Consider the following 21,777-nt stretch of genomic DNA (forward strand, 5'->3'; position numbering starts at 1 on the left):
TAGGATTAGTTGCAGACGCCTGCGTCGTCGCAATAGGTGCCCGCGAGCGCGCCGAGAGCGGCACCGGTGAGCACGTTATTGTTGGTCGCTTCGGCGACGACGGCGCCAGCCGCAGCACCGGTGAGGGCGCGTTGACCGTCTGTTTCCATGCAGCCTGCAAGGACCGACGAGGAAACGAGGGCGAGAACGATGATGGATTTACGCATTTTTCTGCTCTTAGAGTTGTTACGATAGCAGAAATTTTATCCCAAACCGCCTTACACGCATAGACAATAATTGCGCAACCGGAGGTCGTCTCGCTCCGTTCGGCGAAAGCACGCCCAAAACTTGAAGAGAAAGAGTGGCGAGGGCCGTACGGGGGAAGTACGGACCTCGCCTGAGGGGAAGGGTAACGGTTTTCAGAACAGGTCGCCGGGTTGCTGGTCCCGTGCGGCCTGTGAGAAAGATGGCCCCGCATGGCCTTTGTCACAAGGCTCGGCATGAGCTGCTCGCCGGTTTCGGCAGCAGTTCGCGCAATCCTTGAAAGGCCAAGCGAAAACTCGCGCATCAGTCGTTGAACTCCCCGTTATCGTCACCGTGATCGCCATTCCACATGGCATCCCAGTCCGGCATCTCTTCCTCGGCCTCATCGCCCTCGGCGAAGATTTCCGGGAAGGCCGCCATTGCCCGTTTCACATCGATTTTCAGAAGCGCCTCATAGGACACAGGATCGAAATCGTCCGGATCAGCGGCCACCACTTCGCGGCCAAACAGCCAGGACAGACGCCCTGCATCGAGATTGCCGCGCTCGAATTCTTCTTCGCCAAAATATTCCCAGAGCGCCGTCATAAAGGCCGCGTCGGCGCGTTTATCGACGCTTTTGCGATCCTTGTAGCGTTCAAGCGCTTTCAGCGGCGTCACCCCTTTCGGGTTCGCCCGCCGAATGGTGAATTGGAAATCCGTGCCCGGAAGGCGTCCCGGAAATCCTTTGTGTTTCAGCATGTAGTCACGAGCCATCAGCTTTGTCCTTCCTGCGGTCTGCGGGCGATCAGATCGATTTCGACCAATGCCCCCACGGCCAACGCGGTCACGCCCACCGTGGTGCGCGCCGGAAGCCTGTCGGCGGGGAAGTAGCTTTTGTAGGTCTCATTGAACAGGGCATAGTCGCGCTCGAACTCGGTCAAAAAGCAGCGACACTGCATGATATGCTCCGCACCGAGGCCCAACTCGGCCAGAATGAGCAGCAGATTATCCATCACACGCCGCGTCTGCGCCTCGATCCCATCGGGCAGCGGCGCGTCGGGCGCGGCCGGGTCGGTCGGCATCTGACCGGTCAGAATGACCCAGCCGTCGTCTTCGACCGCGTGTGAAAACGGCGCGACCGGGCGCGGGCCGTTTGAAAACATGTGAAATTTCGGGGCCATATGCAAAACGCCTTCCATGTTAGAATGCCTCCCATTCACAGGTTGTACCTGCGGGACGGTAGGCTTCAAAGACTTGAGCCACGTCCGGAGCGGGATCACCGAGTTCGGTGGGGGCGGAAGACAGTGAAATAATCACCAAGGAAGGTTCGGGCGTCCCGAGACGCGGAAGCGCATAGGTTACGCAAAGCGACGCGAGATCGGCTTCGAGCTCAGCATAGCTCAACCGGGCCAGATAGGTTTCAAGATCAGGCGCAAGAAAGCGGAAGCGCGTGGTCAGGCCCATGGCGGGCTGATCCATGACGGTTTCGAAGAATTCCACCGGCTGCCCCGAAGGCACGCTCAGTCCCTCCGCCTCGACCGGCGCAAGTTCGGCAACAACGGCAAAGGCCATCCCGGAGGCCAGCGCAGCAAACGCGGACAAACGTGCGATCATCTTCAGGCCTTTCTTGCGAACCGGACCCAGCGGGCGCGGTGGGTTTCATTGTCGAGGACCGCACGGATACGGGCCTCGGTCTCTGATTTCGGGACCCGTCCGGCGACCGAGCCGCCGGCGGTGATTTCAAGATCGTTCCCACGTTCCGCCACCCGCACCACCGGGGCAAAGCCCCGAAGGTTTTGCAGGCTGCGCCACATATCCTGCCGCACCTGAGCGGCGACGCGCGATTTGCGCAGCCCCGCCCCGCCTTCGATAACCACGCTTGCGGCGACATCGAAACGTATGGGGAGACGGCGCGCCAAGGTCAGCGCGCCCTGCTCTTTCAGGATATGCCAGCTCCGGCGGGTCATCGGATTACACGCCCGCGCTTACAGCGGAATATTGTCGTGTTTTTTCCAAGGGTTCTCGAGCTTCTTGTTGCGTAGGGCTGCAAAAGCGCGAGCCACACGTTTGCGGGTGGAGCGCGGCTGGATCACCTCGTCGATGAAACCACGTTCCGCCGCCACGAAGGGGTTCGCAAAGCGGTCTTCGTAATCGGCGGTCCGAGCCGCGATTTTCTCCGGATCGCCCAGCTCGGAGCGGTAGAGAATTTCGGTCGCGCCCTTGGCGCCCATCACGGCGATCTCGGCGGTCGGCCAAGCGTAGTTCATATCGCCGCGCAGGTGTTTGGAACTCATCACGTCATACGCCCCGCCATAGGCTTTACGGGTGATCACCGTCACTTTCGGCACGGTCGCTTCACCATAGGCAAACAGCAGTTTCGCGCCGTGTTTGATGACGCCACCATATTCTTGCGAGGTGCCCGGCAGGAAGCCCGGCACGTCCACAAGCGTCAGTACAGGAATTTCGAAAGCATCGCAGAAGCGCACGAAACGCGCCGCTTTCTTGGAGCTGTCGATATCGAGACAGCCCGCAAGCACCATCGGCTGGTTCGCCACCACGCCGACCGTGCGCCCTTCGAGGCGCATAAAGCCGGTGATGATATTCTTGGCGTGATCGGCCTGAATTTCGTAGAAGTCGCCTTCGTCCGCGATCGTGTGAATCACTTCCTTCATATCGTAAGGCGTGTTCGCATTGTCCGGAATGATGGTGTCGAGTGCTTCATCGATGCGGTCATGATCGTCGAAGAACGGACGCACCGGCGGTTTCTCGCGGTTGTTAAGCGGCAGGAAGTCCACCAGACGGCGCACCTCGGACAGCGCTTCGATATCATTGTCGAAGGCACCATCAGCAACAGAGGATTTACGCGTGTGGGTCGAGGCCCCGCCCAGTTCCTCTGCGGTCACGACCTCGTTGGTCACGGTTTTCACCACGTCCGGGCCGGTGACGAACATATAAGACGTGTCCCGCACCATGAAGATGAAGTCGGTCATCGCCGGGGAGTACACTGCCCCCCCCGCGCACGGCCCCATGATCACGGAAATCTGCGGCACCACGCCAGAGGCCATGATGTTGCGTTGGAACACGTCCGCATAGCCGGCAAGGGAATCAACGCCCTCTTGAATCCGCGCACCGCCCGAGTCGTTCAGACCAATCACAGGCGCGCCGTTCTGCACCGCCATATCCATGATCTTTGCGATCTTCTGGGCGTGGGTTTCCGAAAGCGAGCCGCCGAAGACCGTGAAGTCCTGCGAGAACACATAGACCATCCGGCCATTGATCGTGCCCCAGCCTGTGACCACGCCATCGCCGTAATATTTCGTCTCCGCCATACCAAATTCGGTGCTGCGGTGGGTTTTGAACATATCGAACTCTTCAAAGCTGCCTTCATCAAGCAGAAGTTCGATCCGTTCACGCGCCGTCAGCTTGCCTTTGGCGTGCTGGTTATCGATGCGGCGCTGTCCCCCTCCCAAGCGGGCCTCGTCGCGGCGATCGTGAAGTTCTTTAATAATGTCTTTCACGTGCTTGCCTCCTCGTCATGTCCAACGCACCATATGCCAGCGCAATATTCTTTCAAAGCGACTTCTGGCAGATTTGCAAATCGTGCAAAACAAAAGCACTGAAAATTGCAAACATGCAATTTTTTCCACCATTTTCACAGTGACAGCTCCTGTGCAGCAGCAGCGCGATCTGGATCAATATTGCCCCATCAAACCTGTGCAAAAACGGCAGCGTGATACGGGAGAATCCCCGTAGACAGATTCCCCCCCCTCCGTATGGTGACGCAATGTCAAAAAGATCAGCCCCTACCTCGCCCGACAAACCGATCGTCCGCTTCCTCGACCGGACCACACCGCCGCATATTCTGACGCTGGTCCTCATGGCTGGCGTCTCCGCCATGACCATGAATGTCTTCCTGCCCGCGCTGCCGGAAATGACAACCTACTTCGGCACGGAATATAGCGTCATGCAGCTGTCCATCGCGATCTTCCTCGCGGTGAATGCCAGTTTGCAACTGGTGATCGGCCCCCTGTCGGATCGCTTTGGGCGACGTCCTGTGCTCATCGGCGGCATCCTGATCTTTCTCGCGGCAACGCTTGGCGCGATCTATGCGCCTTCCGCGCAGGTGTTCCTTCTGATGCGCGCGGCGCAGGCCGGGATCGTGAGCGCCATGGTGCTCTCCCGCGCCATCGTGCGCGACATGGTGCCCGGCGAAGGGGCCGCACAAATGATCGCCTATGTTACGATGGGCATGTCTCTTGTGCCTATGGTTGCGCCCACCATCGGCGGTTTTCTCACCCATATTTATGGCTGGAAAAGCGCATTCTGGCTGCTTTTTGCGACCGGGATGGCACTTTTGGCCCTCGTCACCTTCGACGCAGGCGAAACCGCCCCGAAGTCCAGCGGCTCGACAAAAGACATGCTTCGCGGCTTCCCCGAACTCCTGACATCGCAGCGCTTCCTCGGCTACGCCCTCTCCGCCGCCACCGCCTCCGGCGCCTATTTCGCCTTTCTCGGCGGCGCGCCTTTCATCGGCACCACGGTGTTCGGCCTTTCCGAAGACAAGCTCGGCCTCTACATGGCCGCACCCGCCATCGGCTATTTCTTCGGCAACTTTCTGGCCGGGAAATTCTCCGGCAGGTTCGGCATGAACACAATGATCCTGATCGGCGCTGCCGTATGCGCTATTGGCGTGTTCATCTCCCTGCTGACCTTCCTTGCCGACCGCGCGACGCCGCTCAACTTCTTCGCAATGATCTCGCTACTCGGCCTTGGAAACGGGCTTCAGCTGCCAAACTCCATCGCAGGCTCGCTCTCCGTGCGCCCCCATCTTGCGGGCACGGCGGCCGGTCTCGGCGGCTTCATGTACATCGGCGGCGGCGCGGCTCTGTCCGCCTTCGCGGGCGCAGCCTTAACCGAAGACAGCGGTGGGACACCCTTGCTCGTCATCATGCTCTGCGCCTCTTTGTCCTCCATCGCCGCTGCCCTCTGGGTCGTTTTGCGTGAACGCAAACTGGTGCGCGAAGGGAGCTAAGCCCCACTCTCCCCTCTTGTCAGAACGGGTTTGCACTGGCAAACCTCGTTTTGCAAAAGCGAGGGGAAGAACAGAACATGGCCCAGCAAAAACTCTATGCCGGCGCAAAACTGCGCGAGACACGGACCCGTCTGGGGCTGACGCAACGCGCCTTTGCCGAGAAACTCGGCGTCTCGCTGCCCTATCTCAACCAGATGGAAAACAACAACCGCCCGGTTTCCACCGGCGTAGTTTTGGCTCTGGCGCAGGAATTCGGCTTCGACGTCACCGAACTCAGCTCCGGTGACGCCGAACGCATGGTGACGGACATGCGCGAAGCGCTGGCTGACCCGGTCTTTTCCGATGGCGCGCCACCTCTGGCCGACCTGCGCCTCGCCGCCTCCAACGCCCCCGCTCTGGCCCGAGCCTTCCTCGAATTGCACCGCGCCTATCGTCAGACCACGGAGCGTCTGGCCTCGATGGATGAAGCTCTTGGCCGTGAAGATATCCCGGCCCGCCCCTCGCCTTGGGAAGAGGTCCGCGATTTCTTCCATTATTGCGACAACTATATCGACGCGGTGGATCGCGCCGCCGAAAACCTCGCCCGCCCGCGCGGCGAGGCGCGCGATGTCATCCAGACCGCGCTTGAGATACTGGAAAAACACGGCATTTCTGTCCGCAGTGGCAATCAGGAATTGCGGCACTTCAACCCGGAACTGCGAGAGCTCACGATCTCCTCGCGTGCGACCAGCGCCACCCGTCGCTTTCAGATTCTCCATCAGCTTGCATTGGTAACCCAAGGAAAGCTTCTGGACGCCACACTTGATCTGGCCCGATTCCATACGGAAGAAGCCCGTGAGATCGCGCGCATCGGCCTCGCCAACTATTTCGCGGGCGCAGCCCTCTTGCCCTACACGGCCTTTCTCGAAGCCGCCCAAGAAACCCGCCATGACCTCGAAATGCTGGCCGAACGGTTCGGCGCTTCGATCGAACAGGTCGCGCATCGCCTCTCGACACTGCAACGTCCGGGCGCGAAGGGTATTCCCTTCTATTTCGTGCGCGTCGATCAGGCAGGTACGATCACCAAACGTCACTCCGCCACCCGGCTGCAATTCGCCCGCTACGGCGGCGCCTGCCCGCTCTGGAATGTGCACCAAGCTTTTGAGCGCCCCGGACACTTCCTGCGCCAACTCGCGGAAACCCCGGACGGCGTGCGCTATCTCTCGATTGCCCGCGACGTGTCGAAACCGGGCGGCTCGTTCCACGCCCCGGTGCGGCGTTATGCGATCAGCCTCGGGTGTGAAGTCACCCATGCCTCCGAACTGGTCTATGCCGACGATCTCGATGTGACCAAGCCCGCCGCCTTTGAGCCCATCGGCATTTCCTGCCGCATCTGCGAGCGCCGCGACTGTCACCAACGCTCTGTGCCGCCACTGGAGCGCCGCTTGACCATTGACCCGAACAACCGGGGCACACTCCCCTATCGGATCGACTGAATGCGAGAGACTTAAAACGAAAACGCGCCCGAAACCGGACGTGTTTTTCGTTCTCTTAAGAGAAAAGTGGCGCGGTTGACGGGGCTCGAACCCGCGACCTCCGGCGTGACAGGCCGGCACTCTAACCAACTGAGCTACAACCGCGCAGTGCCTTTCAAAGGCATGCCCCGAAGGGCTATATTTGGCAGCGATGGCGCGGTTGACGGGGCTCGAACCCGCGACCTCCGGCGTGACAGGCCGGCACTCTAACCAACTGAGCTACAACCGCTCGCTGCCGATCCGAGGCGTGCACCCCGAAACGTGAGGGGCGTTCTATGGTGAGTGCGCAGCCTCGTCAAGCGCGGAATCGCGAAAAAGTGTCGGGGCGGGAGAAAAAACTTCAGAGCAAGTTTATCGGCGTTTCCAAACACACAGAACCTCGGCAAGCCATGCCGTGACGCCTCATGCCAACCGTCACGAAATCTGCGCGTGCTCCACATAGATTTTCTCACCCACCAACACCCCCGAACATATTGCTCTTCGTACATTTTTTCTATCCCGCTACATTTTTGTTTGCTATGTCGCCGGGGTGAAATCCCGACTGCGGCTCTTGGAGACTTTGATGGCAAAAGAATTTGCGTGTGCGCTGACGCATGTCCGGAATGAAAGTTTTTTCCTTGAAAAGTGGCTGTCTTACTATGGCGCCCTATTCGGTCGTGAAAATCTCTACGTCGTCATTGATGGCAGCGACTGGACGCCCGACGTAGATCTTGAGGGGGTGAATGTCGAAATCGTAGAGGATGCCCCCCGCCGACGGATCAAGAATGACCGTTGGGCAGCGAAGCTCATGTCTGGCCGCGCCAATAAGCTTCGGAAGACTTATAACTATGTCATTCGTGGCGATGTAGACGAATTTGTTGCCGTAGATCCAAACTGCGGCATGAGCTGGGAGCAAGCTCTCTCAGAGACAGATGAAGATGGCTACAGTTATGCTCTCGGCATTGATGTCGTTGAAGCCCCCGAAGAAAATATTCTGGACCGCACTCAGCCTGTACTCGGACAAAGGCGACACGGCTTTATCTCAGATAAATACAGCAAGCCGTTCGTCATCTCGCGCTGGAACAATTGGACAGGCGGAGCACATCGCCTGATCAACCGCCCCGTCAAAATCAACCCCAAGTTCAAACTGTTTCATCTTGCCCTTGCCGATCAAGGCATCGTCGAGGAACGATGGCTCGCGCGCGGGGGACAAAACCTCCACTTCTCCTTCGAAGGCCATACAGCAACCCGCAACGCAGCCTTTGATCTGGCCGCAGCCCTAGACCCTGAGCCTTTCGATGAAATCAGCGAACTCGCATGTGCTCAATTCCCCTTTGAAGAGGATGGATCAGAGGCAAAGCGGCCCCGCGCCTTCCGCGATGCGCGGGCTACTGAGCCTGGCATACTAACAGAAATTCCTGAACGGTTTTTCAGTCTTTTGTGAGGCTCAACGGCCCCATACGAACGTACGCAACGCACCTCAAACCTGAACTGCGCAAAAATCCAGCAAGGGATTGCGATGATGACATGCCCGACTATAGCATGCACCCTTCATCGCGAAATCGGAGCATGCGCTCAACCTCCGCAAACCCAAGATTAACCAGATACAAAGGCCACGTTCAGATTTCCAAGCCGGCATCCCGACTGGCTGAAACCGTTTCGAAAGTAAAGTCAGCACACGGCCTCTTGGACGTCATCGGGGGTCAAGAATGTCCAAGAGTACGACACAACGCATGCAAAAGATGCATATTTCAGACCACGAGCCCCCCGCCAAAACAACCCTAAGGAGAATACGCAAAGGTTTGAGAATGCCTCGAATCTACGCCGCAAGATCGACTTTTTACTGAAGGCTTTTCGGGTACTGTTGTTTTTAAGAGCGCCGTAGGATCAGAATATTTGAACCGTAATATTTTGACACATGGCCGATTTACACAGACCTACTTGGCAGGAAAACGCCGATATCAGCCCCTTCGACTAGCCTCAAGGGATGTTGGGGTGTAGGTCGCTCAAGATACCGGCAGACAAAACAGGTACACTCTCTTGGGTAAAACAAAATCAAAAACTCTCGACATTACAGTCGCAGCACTCACGAGAAACCGCCCCTCCATGCTGTCCGACCTGCTCGATAGTTTTGGCAATCTGAACATACCAACGGACTGCAACATTCGCCTTCTGGTTGTGGAAAACGACACTCAACCCAGTTCCAAATGCGAGATTGAAAGACGCAATGGGAAGGTTGCTGCCATTCCGCTTCATTACGTTATAGAGTCCCAAATCGGCATTCCATTTGGTAGAAACCGAGCGGCAAAAGAAGCTCTTGCCTATGGCAGCGATCTTTTGGCTTTCGTCGACGATGACGAGGTTGTCGATCCAAACTGGCTTTCCAAGCTCGTCGCCGGCTACCGCTCAAGCGATGCGATACTGCTCGGTGGCCCGCTGGCGATTCAGCCTCCGGCGAACGATCTCACCTGGGGGCAAAGAAAACTGTACAAAGGCTTGGAGCAACGCGGTCGAAAACAAGAACGTCGTGCCGCCAATCGGGGAAACCTCAATGGCACAGATGGCGTAACCATCGTCACGAACAACTGGCTCGGCGAAACCCGTCTCTTCTCCGAATATGGGCTTCGGTTCGATGAGACCATGCGCTTTACCGGCGGCACCGACACGAAGTTCTACAAGGAAGTCAAAGCCAAGAATCTCCCGACGGCTTGGGTGAAAGATGCCTATGTCTATGAGGAAGTTCCAGTCGAGCGTCTCTCGATAAGCTACCAATTCCGCCGTGCGCGCGTCCAGTCCTGCACCAACTTTGCCAGTCGCCTCAAAACCAAACCAAATCTTCGGATGAAAGGGCTCGCATCACTGCCGATCAAAGCTGTCCAAACGCTTGGCCTCGCAATCTTGCTGCTACCAAGCGGCGGTGCCACCCTTTTGGAGCTTGTCCGGACATCAGGCTGGATCACGGGACGCATCCAAGCTATGCGAGGACGGGTCGCGACCCTTTATGCAGAAACAACTGGCCAGTAGAATGCCGACCGTCAGTTCGAAAGCGAGCACACCTTTGAAGCACCACCGCCTCATCGACCTTTCCGATGAAAAACGCTCCGCATTACACGCAGCCTATGAGAGCGCTTCGACGATTGTGGAGTTCGGCGGAGGGCAGTCGACTGAAATGGCCGCCGGACTGGCTCAGAAAAAGATCATCACCGTTGAACACGACCGCAACTTCGCCCTGCTACTCGCGCGTCACCTGAGCCCAGAAGGCCTTCATTCCATCCCTCTGATCGACGTGATCGAGACAAATAAAACGGACGACATTGCCAATTACACCATGTCTCCCTGGACTGTTCGCGGCGCTCCTGACCCGGATGTTATCTTCCTCAACAGCCCGTTTTCCGCGGCCTGCTTCGCGACCCTGTACCTGATGGCGAAGGCGCCAATGCGTGTCTTCTATAACACCTACGCGAATGACCCACTTCGCGCCGCCATCGCCAACTTCGCAGAACCGAAAGCCCTCATCGATGGAATGGCCGAATTCGAGGTCTCTCCAACGAACCTCTCGGAACTGGACATTGCCCCCCTTTTGAAATGCTTGACGCAGCAGGCAGCGCCCAGCGGTTCCAAGGACAAAGAAATTGCCGACTGGGTGACCGAGCTCTCCGTAGATTGCCCCAGCATTCTGGTCGATTTGGATGACATCGACACGGAAGCCTACCGCCTTGGATTACACAGGAAATTTCGGCAGGCCCTCGATAGGCTGCTCGACAAAAAGCCCGCATTTGCAGCGGCCTCCATCCTCGTACAATCCCCCTACCTGTTCGGCCTTTCCCTCATCGACACAGTGCAGCGAAAAGCGCATCGCCTCAAACGTCACGCCTACCCAAAACGCAAAACTTCCATCGCTCCAAGCACCCGAGGTGAAGGCTCCAAGGAAGCTGCGCAGCGCAAAGACGATTTCGTTCTCTACCGCATCATCGGCAACGATCTTGAACCGCGCCACAGTGACGGGCAGTCCATTCAGAATGTGAAGTTCATTCTAGAGAATGAACCCGACTTCAAGGACTGCCGCAAAAAATGGGTGCTCAATAGAATTTTCGACCCTGCGATCGAACAGCAGATCATCGCGCTTCTCGAAGGTTTCGAACAGGACTACACGCGCATCCCGTTTGACTTCGAAGACTATGCCGCAGTTCCTTTCGATGTCTCACTGATGCCGACACCCGGCTATCTGCAAAGCCCCCAGTTCGAGTACCTCGATCCGGAATCCCGCATCCGCGCCGTCGTGCAGACTTATCGCAAGAAAAACAATTATGTGATGCATAACAACGGCGCGAGAAACTTTGCGCTCCGTGCCGGGAAGCAAGACGCAAAATGGGTCTTACCTTGGGATGGGAATTGCTTCCTCACGGCGGAGGCGTGGCAGGAACTGCGCGAAGCCGTCATCCGCAATCGGCACTTGCAATATTTCAGCGTCCCGATGGCGCGTTTTGGTTCGAACGAAGATTTGCTGGCCCAAACCTCACGCCCGGAACCCAAGGAAGAACCGCAACTTCTGTTCCGTTATGACTCTGCCGAGGAGTTTGACGCCGAACATCCGTATGGCCGGCGCCCGAAAGTGGAACTTCTCGCCCGTTTGGGGATATCAGGCCCTTGGGATGCCGGGCACTTGGACCCTTGGGATCTCCCCTTGTCTCTCGGACGCCCGGAGCCTGACATGGTGGGCGAAGCGGGTTGGGTCGCTCGACTAGCCTCCGGCAAAGCCCATTTGGAAACGGCGCAAAAAGCCACGAGCCGCAACAGAATGAATGCCCGAAACTTTTCGATCATTGCGACGATCGACAAGCTCGACAAGGAAGTCCTACGCCGGCGCGCACCTTGGTATCGGGCCGCAAGCGATTTTCACAACGCTGGCTAAACGCAGATGCGTCCAAAAACATATATTTTCCGAACAAGGCGAATGGCTCTCCTTGCCGAAGCGCACTAAGACACAATGAATAAAGAAAGTTTTGAAACCACTTCACAATGAGATATGACCTTGCAACGCGCGATGCGATTGCAAGAATTCGGGGGATACATGCTTACGAGAACACTCGCTAAACTGACTTTCATGCAATTAATGTGTGAGAGTTTTATGCAACGCATGGAACCGATAAAGCGCGAAAAATGGCGCGCAAAAAAGCTTGCAAAATTTGAAAAAACACATGGGTATAAACCAGACCTAGAACATCCAAAATTGTTCACTGAAAAACTCATAAAACGCATCATTGAGAGTGATGATGCTCAATATCCACTTTATGGTGTGAAACTTTTTGCGCACCACTTCGTACAATCCCGTGCAATCGAAGGGTTGAAATTCACGAAACGCCTCAAGGTTCTAAAACGCCTCACCCCTTCTGACTTTGCAGATCTCCCCGACGCATTTGCAATCAAATCGAGTTTTGGGAGTGGGTTGAATGAAATCGTACGTGACAAATCAAAATTGGACCTGGATGCAGTCTGTAAACGGTTCAATAAAAATTTACACAAGATCAGAAACGCTCAGAACCTCACCGATTCCAACAATGTCATTATCATAGAAGAATTCCTCGGCGATCCGGAGAGCGGCCCCCCAACCGATTATAAGTTCCACTGTTTTCATAAGCAGGACGGGTCTTTCGACTGTGTCATTCATGTCGTCTCCGATCGCCTTGTGGATCGCCGCCAGTCATTTTTTGACCAAAACTTCACGCATATCGACATGGAATTTCTTGGCAGAGTGGCACATGACACTCCCCCTGAACGGCCGGCCACACTCAATGACATGCTACGTATCGCCGAAGAGCTATCGCGTGGCTTTGATTATATCCGCGTCGATCTTTACAGCACAGACGAAGGCATTGTCTTCGGCGAGATGACACCATTTCATCAGGCCGCAACCGCACCCCTTGTGCCGCGCGAATGGGATGTACGCTTAGGGGCAATGTGGGAACAGCGTTTTCCGATTTACCAACCTCAAGAGCACGGCAATTGAGGAGACCTTCGCTGACAGGCTGACAAGAAATGGCGACCTTGCGCATGGGAACATCCCATAGCGTAAACGGAGCAAAACCAATCGAGGGAACTGGTGGGTCGTGAGAGGCTCGAACTCCCGACATCTTCGGTGTAAACGAAGCGTCAGCCTTCCAACCTATTGTAATCTGGACCAAGATGCTGTTTTTAAATGATGCTATTTCGCTCTTTCGCAAAGGGGAGTGCCCTCCGCTAAGTTCACTGAACCAAAGCGCACTTCGTATGTCGCGCGGCGGAAGCGTCCTGAAGCTCACCCCCCGCCCTGGGGGACGGCTGCAAGTGCCGTCTTGAAACGCGACAAATTCGACTTCGCGGTCCTCAACGACCTCACCTCTGTCACAGAGAATCGACCCGATACGATCGGCGCTCTACTATGATCGCGACAAACCAGCACTTCAGGGCGTGGAGCAAGACCTTTCCTGCCCCCGCCATGACGCGGTTCCCCGTCGACAGGCTTGCCCACCAAGCAACAATCTTCGAGATGAACACCGAAAGTGCCCGATAGCCTATCACTGAATTGGCCCCCATTTCGACCGGGCATCTTGGCCTGACCAAAGGGGCTTGAGGATGGCCTTAAGCACATGCTTATGTCTCAGATAAACAGCAAAACGCTTTAACGTGACAACATCCTACGGTCAGTGTCGGTGTTCGGTAAATGCTATGACAAAAGACCCAAGAGCTTCGCAGGTGTCGTGACCCGCTGAGAGAAGCTTAGGCGATGAAACTCCGTTTCAGAGGCCAAATCAATGCCCTCAGGATCAATCGTGGCAATATGCCAACGCCCTCGCACGCCGTTGAGGTCCGAGGTCAACATTTTGATTTTGCTTGGGAAGCTCTCAAGGTGAGCGATCAAGGTTTCTTCTTGCTCAAGCAGTGCTTCGGCTCCACGCAGATCGACGCTCAGATCTTCGGCAGACAGACTGTCCGAGTAGCGCGCGGGGCCGCCGTTGAGGTGAATGGCCTCAACATTGAGTTTGAACATGCAGCTGTCTGCCAGATCGAGATATTTCGAAGAGCGGAAAAATTTACGTCTGTAGCGATTTCGGGCCCGTTCAAACGCGATGCCATCAAGCCTGCGTGCAGTCCCGATCAACGTCATACGGCGATCTCGCAAAACGTCGCGCCCCTCACTTTGGCTCAACGTGACAGACACGCGGGGGTCGGCCATAATGTTACGGGCATGATGGCTTATCGCGGCTCCGTAAAAGACAATGCCCCCATCGGGTTCAACCGAGAGATTCGTGACAGCACTATAGGGAAAGCCTTTGTTGCGATCCAAGGTCGCCAATGAAATTTGACGTGTCGTGCGTAAAATGCGCCGTGCCAAATCCCGCGGACCAAAAGGTTCTACCTCATTTTGCTTAAGCGGCGTTTCCCGCACCAGTTTCATGCGATGTGACACAGCGCTTCCCCCTTTTCGGTGACCACCAAGAGGGCCGCGCAAAGGCGCCCCTCTGCCCCCCATACAAGCGCCCCCGCACAGGATTGCCGTTTGTTTTTTCAGAACCGGGTGGTCAGACCAGCAATGAAAGTGCGTCCGCGACCCGCCATTTCCTGGTAGGCGGCTTCGTTGCCACCCGGATAACCGTAGGATTCATCGAAGACATTCTCGATAGAAACGAACAGCTCTGCATTTTCGTTCAGTGCGTAGCTGCCGTAAAGATCAACAAGCGTGTAGCTGTCTGTTTTCGAAAGATACGCGCCGTCAGGATAGCTGCCCCAGTCATAGGCCGCCTGCGCCGTCGCTCCAACATAACGGACCTGTGCGCCAAGCGTCAGGGTCTCTTCAAAAGCGCGAACCCCGACATCAAGCATCGCTGTGCGATCGGGCTGCGAGGAGGTCAGGCCATTGCCCATGCCCGTACCGTTACCAACGGGTTGACTGTCCGTGTCGCTGATCGAAAAACTAAGATTGGCGTAGAATTTTCCGGTGTCATAGCCCCCCTCGAATTCGATACCCTGCATGATGGTTGTGCCATCCGTGTTGACCCACATCGCACGGCTATAGGGATCACCGGAGATCGAAACGAAATCGTTGACGATGTAATCCTTGATCCAGCTGCGAAACACCGACGCTTTGAACCATGCCTGATCTTCTGCGCCCCATACTCCTTGGCGGTTGAATTCCGCGCTCAACTCCACGGTGCGGCTGGTTTCTGGATCGAGGTCGAGATTGTTGGTCATCCCTGTCCCCACACCGTCTCCGAAGGGCACAAGCCCATAGAACATTTCATGCGTCGTCGGTGGGCGGAAAGTGTGCGCATAGCTTGCAGAAAGAGTCCATTCCTGCGTCGCTGCGTAGCTCAGCCCGATATTTGGCAAAAGCTGCCCACCATCGCGTTTAACCCATTCATCCCCACAGGACGGACCGTTAGCCGGGCAATCCGCAACGCCAGCGGCATAGGGCGCACGGTAGCCGTCCACCTGCCAATGATCATAGCGCAGACCGCCAAACACAACCATGCGGCCATAGTCGATCTGACCGTCGACGAAGAGGCTGGCTTTATCGAGCTTACCGGGATTGTTGCCGCCGCGCATGGCATGGGTTTGGAAATCATCCCGCGTCCAACTCAGCCCATAATTGAGCATCAGGTCGCGGCCACTCGCGAGCGCAAACCGGCTGTTGTTGGTGACCGAAAGCCCGTAGGTCTCTTCTTCGGTTTCGCGCCCCGCATAAGAGCCGCCGGTGCCGGGATAATAGAGCGTTGTGTTGTTGTAATAGGTCGATATTTTCAGATCGATCAGACCATTGCCGGGTGTGTAGGCGTAATCGGCGGTCCAAGTTTGGTTGTCGACGTCCCAAGTGTAGCTCGAATTGTCGAAGGTGTTGCTATACCACCGCGCACCAAAGCTCAGTTTATGGGTGTCATTTGGAGCGATTTCGATCTTGGCAAGCTTGCCTTCCGGCGCGTTGACAGAGGTCCGGGAGCTACTCAATTCACCACCATCGCCCGTGGCATAATCACCTTCGTCCGTATAGGCATAGCCCAAGAGCACATCGACATGGCCGTCACCACCCCAAAGCCCGTCAAAGCGTTTCCCATAGCTGAGAAGGCCGGAGTAGTTATAGCCATTATCCCCAAACTTCAGGCGGGCCATACCACCTTCGGTTTCCCCTTCGCGCAGGATGTCCTCCAACGTGATTGTACGGAAGTTCGCAGCCCCGGTGAGCGTCCCGGCACCTGCGGCACCTGACACAACGCCACGTTCGATGTCGATCGCACTCAGAAACTCGGGCTGGATGTACAAAAGATTGCCGCCTGATGCTTCATGTCCCGCAGTATTCTTGAAGCTTTGCGGCACACCGTCGATCATGGAATTCACCCGACCATATCCCGACATGCCCCGGATATTGACTTCGATCCCCGGCTGGCTTGAGCTTTGCCGTGTCGACACGCCGGGTGTCATATCGAGTGCATTCTGGGGGTTGCCGGAATAACGGGTTTGCAAATCTTCTGCCGGAACCATGCTGTCAGATGCCCCCGCCTCGCCTTGAACAACAATCGGCGCGAGCTCGTAGACCTCGGCACTAGCGCTTTGAGACAGCGCTGAAAGAGGGGAAATGGCAAGCATGCTTGTACTTGCAACAAGAGAAAGGGCACGTCTTTTGGGACGCATAAACTGCGACATTGTCAACTCCTATGACGTCAGAGAAATGTGTAATTTCCCTGGATCGTTCACAGGTGCTGCGCACCTTTCAAACTGTCTCGGAGAGCGTATTCGCGCAGCGTAGTAAAGCAACATTCACCTTCAACCGCAAGCGGATTGACGTACAAGTTGCGAGAATTAGCGCCGTTCTGTGATCACATCAGACCATCCCACCCTATTGATTTCCCTAGAGAAGCAATGGGATGGATACCACTGAACGTGCCGGACACAGAGGTTCTCCGGCTTCATCTGACGGGCTTTTTCTGAGAGGCCTCGCCTGGCAGCAGCCTTGGCGTGATCAGCACAACAGGCGAAGCGGTGATATAATATTGACGGTACCATCGGCAAATCGCATCACGACAATGATGCCTTAGTTGCCTGCTATCCAGAGCGCTTCACCCACTTGGCGCATCTAGCAGCGAAGTCCATCGTGAGCGACAAAGCGGGGCACGATCGAACGACGGAGAGAAGACCCCCAATCCACGGAACTATTTACATAGAAAAATATCTTTTCTTCCAAGACATATGCCTTTAATTTTCTTGCAGCCGCCTCTGGCATCACGTTGTACACGTGAGCGCCAAGATTACGTCAGACCGCTCCTATGGGAGTTGCATGACTGTCAGCCCATCAGACGAAATCGTTATATTCGCAGAGGTCAGTCATGGCTGTTTTTTTCGAACACAGGAACGCTGAGCTGTTTCGAAACCACTATCGGGACATGGCCTCCCCTATCGCGCGGAAGGCCGCATAATCCGACCGGAAAGGTGGTCGCAGAATGTCGGGCCAATTGTGTATGACAGAACAAAATAGCAAAATACGGCTCTTTAGCTTTTACCTAGACCATTGGCACGGTTTGCGACGCAGTCTGGCGGGCCGTCTGGGGTCACAGGATTTGGCCGATGAAGCCATGCAGGAAACTTGGATCAGGCTGGAGGGCCTGAAATCCGCGCCTTCTTCCGTTCACAACCCCCGTGGCTATTTGTTGAGCATTGCGGGCAATATCGCCATTGACCTGATCCGTCGGGAAAAACGGCACAGTGATCGCACCGCAATTGGGGATATCGACATCGACACGCTGATGGACGATGTGCCCTCCGCAGAGGAGGTGATGCTGGCCCGCGAGGAGTTGAAACAACTGGTCAGAGCGCTCTTGAAGCTCAAGGACAAACCCCGGCGCGCGCTTTTGATGAACCGTTGTCTCGGCATGGGTCATCGTGAGATTGCGCTGGCCCTCAGCGTCTCCGAAAGCATGGTCGCGAAATATATGGCGCAGGCGCTTCGGCATTGCCGCGATTATCTGCATCACACACAATAGAACATTTTCAGTGCAAGATCGACGCTTTCATTTCGTCTCCTCTACAGAGACGGCACGCCAAACGGAAGAAAAGGTAGCAAGGGTCATGACCTCCAGCGGAAAAGACAACATGAATGCAACCTCTTCCGAGCTGAGCGATCAAGCCCTCGATTGGATTGTCCGGCTACATTCCGGCAGCGCCGACCCACGTGACACGCAGAAATGGCAGGCATGGCGCGCCATCAGCCCCGCGCATGAAGCCGCAGCGCTGGAGGCGGAGCATCTCTGGAACGGTCTCGGGACCGCCGGGGCCAGCTGGGGACGCGAGATGCGCAACCGCCGGATGACCCGACGCTCGGTTCTTGGCGGTGGCGCGGCGGTGGTTGTGGCAGGCGGAATGAACGGCCTCGGCATTCTCGGCACACATCTTTTCGCCGATTATCAAACTGCGACGGCAGAGCGTCAGAGCTTTGAGCTTGAGGATGGCACCGAAGTTTTGCTCAATGCACGCACCGCACTTTCCGGTGCATTTGAGAACGGTGAACGGGGCGTGTCCCTCACACGCGGACAGGCATTTTTCACGATCGTTCAGAACAATACTGCGCCGTTTCATGTCTCGGAGGGCAAGACCACGATCACTTGTGCGCAGGGTGAGATTGATGTCGATCTATGCAATGGACGTGTCGGGCTTATCGTTCACAAAGGCGCGGCAGACGTCAGCAGCCAGACAGGCACACGACATCTGGCCGCGGGTCAACACATTCAGATCACACGCGAAGGCCGTTTCTCTGACATCAAAACCGTCGATCTTACCGAGGCAAGCGCCTGGCGGCGGGGTAAGCTCATTTTCAACCGCAGACCGCTTGGCGATCTTGCCGTGGAACTGGAGCGCTATCGCGGCGGCCGGATCGTCGTAATGGAGGATGAATTGGCCACGATGGAGATCACAGGCGTGTTCGATCTGGCCGACCCCGACGCGATCCTGGACGCTTTAGAAGCTGCCCTCCCTGTCAGGATCAGCAAAATTCCGATGTTGGCCGTTATCAGAACGACCTGATATAAAATGATTTTTTAAACGACATGATAAAAAGTTAAGATTTTTTTCACAACTCACTGCAAGTTGGCGCGCCAAGTCTCGTCCCTCTTATGACACGCCAGGTGACGCCCTTGTGACCCAGCCGAATATGACCTTGATAATCGGCGGGGGACCAATGACCGACACGACACGAAAAAGACCTACCCTGCGCGCGCTCGCACTCTGCACGACCGCCGCGCTGAGCATGACCCAGTTCGGGTGGACCGAGATGGCTTATGCCCAAGCGCAAAGCTCAGAAGTGACCCTATCCATCCCGGCGCAAGATCTTGGCTCAGCCTTAACGCAACTGGCGGATCAAAGTGGCATACGCCTGATCCTATCCTCGCAGGTTGTAGCGGGCAAACGCAGCCCTGCGCTCAATGGGAGCTACACCCCACGCAGCGCTTTTGCCGCCCTGCTCTCCGGTAGCGGGCTGGACTATCGTTTTACAAACGCGAATACGGTGACCGTCTACGCCACATACGACAGCGCCTCAGTCGATCTCCCCGAAGGCACACTGTTGCTTGATACGATTACTGTATCGGGAGGCTTTGACAAAACGCTTTCATACCAACAACCCGGCAGTGTGAACTACATCAACGAAGATGACATCTCGCGGTTCCGAGGCTCGAACGCGGCTGACATGTTGCGCGGCACGCCGGGCGTGATGTCCGGGGATGCCCGCAATTCCGGCAACGGCCTTGATGTCAATATACGCGGCATGCAGGGCATGGACCGTGTCGAGGTGACTGTCGATGGTGCGGCAAATAATGTGACGCTCTATCAGGGCTATCAGGGGATTTCGAACCGCAGCTTCGTCGATCCGGATTTCATCGCAGGGGCGGAAATCCACAAAGGTGGCGCGGCTGGGTCGCGGGGGATCGCGGGCAGCGTCGAAATGTCGACGGTGGAAGCGCGTGACATCGTAAAAGATGGCGAAAACTGGGGCGGACGGATCAAACTTGAGGTCGGCGGCAATACATCGACGCCGAACGCAGGAGATGCCGCCGGTTATGATATTACCAATGTCTTTACCACCGGATCAGGCAACCCAGTGTCTTCCGAAGTCAGCTCAGACGACGCAACCATGGACCGGCCTTCGGTCTTCAAGCCGACACAAAGGGCTGGCAGTGCAATCGTCGCCTATGAAGATGAAAGTGTCGAACTTTTGTTCGGAGTGGCGCATCGTGAACGCGGCAACTACCACGCCGGTGAAAATGGTGACGACGCGGCCGAGATTGTCAATCTCGGCTACACACCCTTCTGCTATTCGAGCGGCACTTGCCCGGATGGATGGTACTATGAAGATTATTACGAAAACCAAGGCCTTGCCAACTACCGCCATGGTGAGGAAGTCTTGAACACGGAGTTGACGAGTACCTCCATTCTTGCAAAGGCAACCTATAAATATGGCACCGGACATGCCACGCAACTCAGCTATATGAGCATGGACACCGAATCCGGTGACAGGCTTGCGTCACGATTAACCAGCACGTCTGCGCAAGCCGTCCAGCAGGAACAAACCACAGGGGCGAAACTCGAAACCTTTGCCCTCAAACACCATTGGATGCCGGCTGGGGACGGTGCGATTGATCTGACCGCGAACCTCTGGCACACGAACCTCAAACTGCGCAATCCCGCGCGACTTGGCTATTATGTCGACCCGGTCTCTGTTGGACTGCCTGCGGATTTCCGTCCGGGCAGCGATACGGAAATGACAGGTTTCGATCTCAGCAACAGCTCTCAGCTCACTTTACATGGCCGCGATCTTAACCTGAACTTTGGTCTCTCCCTGCTCCATCAGGATACACGGCCTAACGATGGCGCCGATCTCGTTCAGGATGGTCTCACGACACGAGACGGCAAACGCGATGAGGCCGCAATCTTTGCCGAGGCGGAGTGGGACGCGACAGAATGGCTCACTTTAAATGGCGGCCTGCGGTATCAGCATTTCTGGAGTAAAGACCGCTCCGAGCCTGTCAGAAACAATGGTACGGAAACCAACGGGCAAACGCTTGAAACCGGCGGCTGGGGCGGCAATCTCGGGCTTGAGGTTGAGCCGTGGAAAGACACTCAGTTTTATGTGACGTATTCGAACACGCAGCGCATGCCCTCTTTGTTTGAAAGCCTGACTGGCTTTTCGACCAAGTTTAACGGCGATCTTCTTCCAGAGCGCGCCCGGACATGGGAAATCGGCACCAATATCATCCGGCATGGACTGTTTGACGCGGATGACACAGCGATGTTTAAATTTGGCTATTTCAACACCGACGTATCCGATTATCTCGCCCGGCAGTATCGCACTGATTTCGTGAGCGACCTTGGCTACACCTACCAATCCATGTGGGTCTACAATCTTGACCGTGCGAAATTCTCGGGGCTTGAACTGAGCACACATTATGAACGCGGTGGTTTCACTGCAGATTTCGCAGCGAATTACTATCTTGATGTACAGTTCTGTCAAACCGCGGGTACATGCGAAAGCCAGTCGCTTTATGCCGACTACGCAACCAACCAGGTGCCGCCCGAATACGCCCTGAGCCTGACCATGTCACAAAAGCTCATGAACGACGATCTCACGCTTGGCGGACGTATCGAACATGTCGGAAGCCGTGCCATTGGTCACGGGCAGGTCACGGATCAGGGGCTTTCTCCCTTTATCACGAAAGTGGAATGGAACCCTTACACGGTGATTGATGTCTTTGCGGAATATAAGCTGAGCGAAGATTTGACGGCCTCGGCCAGAATCGAAAACCTCACGGATCTTTACTATGTCGATCCGCTCAGCCTGACCACGACACCCGCCCCTGGCCGCACCGTCTATGCCGGTCTGACTTGGGAATTCTAACGTCTCAGGGCGCGCCAATTGGTGCGCCCTTTTCCATTTTCGCAAGGTGAGAGATGAACACACGCACTTCTATCCCCGATCCGCTGTCCGCGCGCCTTCGCGCTGAGACCAACACGACG

Annotated in this window: 17 protein-coding genes and 2 tRNA genes; 9 read left to right on the plus strand and 10 right to left on the minus strand. The window is 56.1% G+C overall.

Annotated elements, in window-relative coordinates:
* Nucleotides 1-5: 5 nt before the first annotated feature.
* The 6 genes from ACYBHZ_RS14410 to ACYBHZ_RS14435 form a co-directional block, all read right to left on the minus strand.
* On the minus strand, nucleotides 6-206 hold the full coding sequence (locus tag ACYBHZ_RS14410) for a hypothetical protein (RefSeq protein ID WP_460274978.1): 201 nt from the start codon (nucleotides 204-206) through the stop codon (nucleotides 6-8).
* Nucleotides 207-546: 340 nt separating this feature from the next.
* Nucleotides 547-996 carry a hypothetical protein gene (locus ACYBHZ_RS14415; protein WP_460274979.1) on the minus strand — a complete coding sequence of 150 codons (450 nt, stop codon included), beginning with the start codon at nucleotides 994-996 and terminating at the stop codon, nucleotides 547-549.
* Nucleotides 996-1,403 carry a RidA family protein gene (locus ACYBHZ_RS14420; RefSeq protein WP_460274980.1) on the minus strand — a complete coding sequence of 136 codons (408 nt, stop codon included), beginning with the start codon at nucleotides 1,401-1,403 and terminating at the stop codon, nucleotides 996-998. The genes ACYBHZ_RS14415 and ACYBHZ_RS14420 overlap by 1 nt, the downstream gene beginning before the upstream one ends.
* A 19-nt stretch (nucleotides 1,404-1,422) precedes the next feature.
* Nucleotides 1,423-1,836, minus strand: coding sequence for a DUF6497 family protein (locus tag ACYBHZ_RS14425; RefSeq protein ID WP_460274981.1), 414 nt, complete (start codon nucleotides 1,834-1,836; stop codon nucleotides 1,423-1,425).
* Between the two features lie 2 nt (nucleotides 1,837-1,838).
* Nucleotides 1,839-2,189, minus strand: coding sequence for a hypothetical protein (locus ACYBHZ_RS14430; RefSeq protein WP_460274982.1), 351 nt, complete (start codon nucleotides 2,187-2,189; stop codon nucleotides 1,839-1,841).
* 18 nt (nucleotides 2,190-2,207) lie between these two features.
* Nucleotides 2,208-3,740 (minus strand): acyl-CoA carboxylase subunit beta, encoded by a 1,533-nt coding sequence (locus tag ACYBHZ_RS14435; RefSeq protein ID WP_460274983.1) that lies wholly within the window; start codon nucleotides 3,738-3,740, stop codon nucleotides 2,208-2,210.
* Nucleotides 3,741-4,006: 266 nt separating this feature from the next.
* Here ACYBHZ_RS14435 and ACYBHZ_RS14440 point away from each other — a divergent pair, with 266 nt between their 5' ends.
* On the plus strand, nucleotides 4,007-5,254 hold the full coding sequence (locus tag ACYBHZ_RS14440) for a multidrug effflux MFS transporter (protein WP_460274984.1): 1,248 nt from the start codon (nucleotides 4,007-4,009) through the stop codon (nucleotides 5,252-5,254).
* A gap of 77 nt (nucleotides 5,255-5,331) precedes the next feature.
* Nucleotides 5,332-6,729 (plus strand): helix-turn-helix domain-containing protein, encoded by a 1,398-nt coding sequence (locus ACYBHZ_RS14445; RefSeq protein WP_460274985.1) that lies wholly within the window; start codon nucleotides 5,332-5,334, stop codon nucleotides 6,727-6,729.
* Nucleotides 6,730-6,796: 67 nt separating this feature from the next.
* Here ACYBHZ_RS14445 and ACYBHZ_RS14450 read toward each other — a convergent pair.
* Both ACYBHZ_RS14450 and ACYBHZ_RS14455 read right to left on the minus strand, forming a co-directional pair.
* A tRNA-Asp gene (locus tag ACYBHZ_RS14450) sits at nucleotides 6,797-6,873 on the minus strand.
* Between the two features lie 47 nt (nucleotides 6,874-6,920).
* A tRNA-Asp gene (locus ACYBHZ_RS14455) sits at nucleotides 6,921-6,997 on the minus strand.
* Between the two features lie 333 nt (nucleotides 6,998-7,330).
* On the opposite strand from ACYBHZ_RS14455, the gene ACYBHZ_RS14460 reads away from it, so the two are divergent.
* From ACYBHZ_RS14460 to ACYBHZ_RS14475, 4 genes are all read left to right on the plus strand, one after another.
* Complete coding sequence (locus ACYBHZ_RS14460) at nucleotides 7,331-8,191, plus strand: glycosyltransferase family 2 protein (RefSeq protein WP_460274986.1); 861 nt, start codon at nucleotides 7,331-7,333, stop codon at nucleotides 8,189-8,191.
* Nucleotides 8,192-8,787: 596 nt separating this feature from the next.
* Complete coding sequence (locus tag ACYBHZ_RS14465) at nucleotides 8,788-9,771, plus strand: glycosyltransferase (protein WP_460274987.1); 984 nt, start codon at nucleotides 8,788-8,790, stop codon at nucleotides 9,769-9,771.
* 2,002 nt (nucleotides 9,772-11,773) lie between these two features.
* Complete coding sequence (locus ACYBHZ_RS14470) at nucleotides 11,774-12,754, plus strand: ATP-grasp fold amidoligase family protein (RefSeq protein ID WP_460274988.1); 981 nt, start codon at nucleotides 11,774-11,776, stop codon at nucleotides 12,752-12,754.
* Nucleotides 12,755-13,093: 339 nt separating this feature from the next.
* Nucleotides 13,094-13,297 carry an ATP-binding protein gene (locus ACYBHZ_RS14475; protein ID WP_394707490.1) on the plus strand — a complete coding sequence of 68 codons (204 nt, stop codon included), beginning with the start codon at nucleotides 13,094-13,096 and terminating at the stop codon, nucleotides 13,295-13,297.
* Between the two features lie 153 nt (nucleotides 13,298-13,450).
* Here ACYBHZ_RS14475 and ACYBHZ_RS14480 read toward each other — a convergent pair whose 3' ends face one another.
* Both ACYBHZ_RS14480 and ACYBHZ_RS14485 read right to left on the minus strand, forming a co-directional pair.
* Nucleotides 13,451-14,182, minus strand: a complete 732-nt coding sequence (locus ACYBHZ_RS14480) for a HugZ family pyridoxamine 5'-phosphate oxidase (RefSeq protein WP_460274989.1) — start codon at nucleotides 14,180-14,182, stop codon at nucleotides 13,451-13,453.
* Nucleotides 14,183-14,292: 110 nt separating this feature from the next.
* The gene (locus tag ACYBHZ_RS14485; protein WP_460274990.1) at nucleotides 14,293-16,365 is read right to left on the minus strand and encodes a TonB-dependent receptor domain-containing protein; all 2,073 of its coding nucleotides are present in this window, start codon (nucleotides 16,363-16,365) and stop codon (nucleotides 14,293-14,295) included.
* Nucleotides 16,366-17,234: 869 nt separating this feature from the next.
* On the opposite strand from ACYBHZ_RS14485, the gene ACYBHZ_RS14490 reads away from it, so the two are divergent.
* From ACYBHZ_RS14490 to ACYBHZ_RS14500, 3 genes are all read left to right on the plus strand, one after another.
* On the plus strand, nucleotides 17,235-17,756 hold the full coding sequence (locus ACYBHZ_RS14490; protein WP_107818228.1) for an RNA polymerase sigma factor: 522 nt from the start codon (nucleotides 17,235-17,237) through the stop codon (nucleotides 17,754-17,756).
* 85 nt (nucleotides 17,757-17,841) lie between these two features.
* Nucleotides 17,842-18,792, plus strand: a complete 951-nt coding sequence (locus ACYBHZ_RS14495; RefSeq protein ID WP_460274991.1) for a FecR family protein — start codon at nucleotides 17,842-17,844, stop codon at nucleotides 18,790-18,792.
* 154 nt (nucleotides 18,793-18,946) lie between these two features.
* Nucleotides 18,947-21,658 carry a TonB-dependent receptor gene (locus tag ACYBHZ_RS14500; RefSeq protein WP_460274992.1) on the plus strand — a complete coding sequence of 904 codons (2,712 nt, stop codon included), beginning with the start codon at nucleotides 18,947-18,949 and terminating at the stop codon, nucleotides 21,656-21,658.
* Nucleotides 21,659-21,777: the final 119 nt, after the last annotated feature.

Source organism: Celeribacter sp. ULVN23_4 (assembly GCF_054788345.1).